3 protein-coding genes are annotated in these 2,447 nt (G+C 30.4%); all 3 read right to left on the bottom strand.

The annotated features are described in order from the left end of the window. Positions 1 to 110: 110 nt before the first annotated feature. The 3 genes from ACOSP6_RS00345 to ACOSP6_RS00355 all read right to left on the bottom strand — a co-directional run bounded on the left by ACOSP6_RS00345 (position 111) and on the right by ACOSP6_RS00355 (position 2,373). Positions 111 to 722: a DUF6584 family protein gene (locus tag ACOSP6_RS00345; RefSeq protein WP_422093723.1), complete on the bottom strand. Its 612-nt coding sequence runs from the start codon at positions 720 to 722 to the stop codon at positions 111 to 113. Positions 723 to 855: 133 nt separating this feature from the next. Next, on the bottom strand, positions 856 to 1,335 hold the full coding sequence (locus tag ACOSP6_RS00350; protein ID WP_422093724.1) for a hypothetical protein: 480 nt from the start codon (positions 1,333 to 1,335) through the stop codon (positions 856 to 858). Positions 1,336 to 1,488: 153 nt separating this feature from the next. After that, complete coding sequence (locus ACOSP6_RS00355) at positions 1,489 to 2,373, bottom strand: hypothetical protein (protein WP_422093725.1); 885 nt, start codon at positions 2,371 to 2,373, stop codon at positions 1,489 to 1,491. Positions 2,374 to 2,447: the final 74 nt, after the last annotated feature.

Raw genomic sequence — 2,447 nt, forward strand, 5'->3', positions numbered from 1 at the left:
CGCGAGTTCTTTTCCGATGTTGCGGAAAGATAATTAATAAGATTGAATTTCCGGTGAGGAAATTCAGCCGCAATTAATTATACACCTTGTTGTGGTGTTGTTTTTTATTCTCAAAATATCCATTGTACTACAGTCACAAAACCAATAATTATCAAAATTATAATTGAAACTAAAATCGAGAAAAAAATAAATCCGCCTAATTTTTCCTTAAATGTTTGTTCTTGGTTAGAATTATTTTTCTTTTGTTTATTCGTTTTAGGATTAAATTTTGGAATGTAATTAGCTTTTTCTTTACTATCAGATTCCAATTCCGTCAACTTTTTTTGAGCATAATCAGATAGCTTTGATTTGTCTCCACGAAAAACCAGTTCCTTCAAAATTTGATATCCTGAATTATTTACTGATTTTTCGTAAATCTCAACACATTTTTTTATTCTGTCGTCAGTTGGTTCAGTCAGAATCCAATATTTTCCAGCAGAGTCGAAAAACCCACTTTCGTAATAAAGTTCAGCGAGTTTATTCCACAATTCAATTTCATTGGGATTTTCCTGAATTAAATTCCGCAATCTGTCAGTCGCTTTGAATTTCAATCCGTTTTCAATTTCGGAATCTATTTTATCTAATTTTTCTTTTAAATTCACAATGTTTATCTCAAATGCACCACAACGGACTTGTGTATGGAACGTAGCGTGCAAAAAGACACTAACTTTTCGGATTAACACAGAGCCGAATTTTTATATTTTGTTTTTAATTTTTCTCTTTTAAAAAGCCAAATTAAAAATTTGGCGGACTTTATAAATACACAGAAACCTTTCGGTTAAGTACTTATTAGTTATGTTTTATACACCGTGTTATCTACTTTTTATTCGGATTAAATTCTTCATCCACTTTAATATTACTTGAACATTTCACTTTCATAGGATAGAGTTCATTCAAGGCTAATTTATTTTTCAATTCAATTTCCTCCTCTTCATTCATATCAGAGTGATGTATATTTAATCCAATAAATTCTCCGTCAATATAAAGAGAGTAATTTTGGATTCCACTATATTCTGTGAATTCTACATATCCATCAATCACCTTTTTGTTTGGGAGTTCAAATTGGGCATAATATCTAGTAAACATATATGGAGTAACTTCTTTTGTCGGAAAAGATTTAAACCAATATTCGTCAGACCAATCAACTTCTTTTAATTTGGATTCAACTTCTTTTCTATTATAACCTTCTTCCTCAATAAAGTCAATTTCATCCCCAGAGTAATATTGAACCCAAATATTATGATTTATAAAATCCTCAGGAGTTAAATCATCTATATGTTTAAGTTCAAATTTCATTTCTTGTAATTGTAGATAACGTATTTGTGTATGATTTTTTGCGGGAAAGGACGCGAGTCGTTTTCCGATGTTTCGGAAAGATAATTAATAAGATTGAATTTCCGGTGCGGAAATTCAGCCGCAATTAATTATACACCTTGTTGGCAGTAGTATTTATTTATAATTTATTCTTCCTTGTTCATTAGTGAATCCAATCAAATTCAAATCATAATGCTCTTTTACATAATCTTGTAATTCTTTCCGGTTTTCTATTCTTATCACTTTTGGCCGAGTTTCCTTTTTATTTTCTGATATTGGAAAGTATAAAAATGCAACATCACCAAGTTCAAAATATAGGCAAATTGCAGGTTTATACACTTGGTCAGAAATCAAGTTTGCTACTATAAATGCTCCATCTTCATTTGTTTCGTTTCCTATTTGAGTTGACATATGCTCTGATATTTTGATCGTCTTCAAACTACCACTATAAGAAAGTGAATCTTGATAAATAAAGGATGAGTACCTTTCAACAAAATGTGCACCTATTATAAAGTCTCCTATTATCGGCTCATTTGTATTTTCTATCATTTTTTTGAAGGACCAATTAGTCTTTTCCATTAAGTTATTTATGCTAGACTCAACAAAGAAACTCTGAAATTCTGAAAAAGCTTTTTGACTACCAATCCAAAAGGATATTCCTTCTTCACATTTTTTTTGGTCAATATGGAATAGTCTAGGGTTATGTTCTTTATCTACTAAAGCAAGAATAAATTCAGAATCATCATTTTCTCTTATGAGATTTGCTTGAAGATATTCAGGTATTCTATCAGGCTTTTCCCTAAAAAGACTTTGAATTATTTGCTCACAAATTTCGACTGTACCTGCAAAAGCAATACAAATTCTTCTCTGTAAAATATGAACTTTTAAACTTCCTTCCTCTGGTGCTAATCTTAATTTTTGTTCTCCAAAAACTGTCGGGTCAGCACTAGGTAATGTCACTTTCGTGTCAGAGAAAAAGAAGCATTCTTTATTATTAATGTTTGCAATAATTATCGACAAAGTGTACTGTTTTTTATTACTGCCAACGTATTTGTATAACTGTTGTTACGGGATTAAAGTTACATATTTTGTTT

Origin of the sequence: Tenacibaculum sp. MEBiC06402 (assembly GCF_049239625.1) — a bacterium.
Lineage (GTDB): Bacteria > Bacteroidota > Bacteroidia > Flavobacteriales > Flavobacteriaceae > Polaribacter.

Coding starts and splice junctions, on each gene's coding strand:
- ACOSP6_RS00350 (WP_422093724.1), bottom strand. CDS start 1,335: ATGAAATTTGAACTTAAACATATAGATGATTTAACTCCTGAGGATTTT.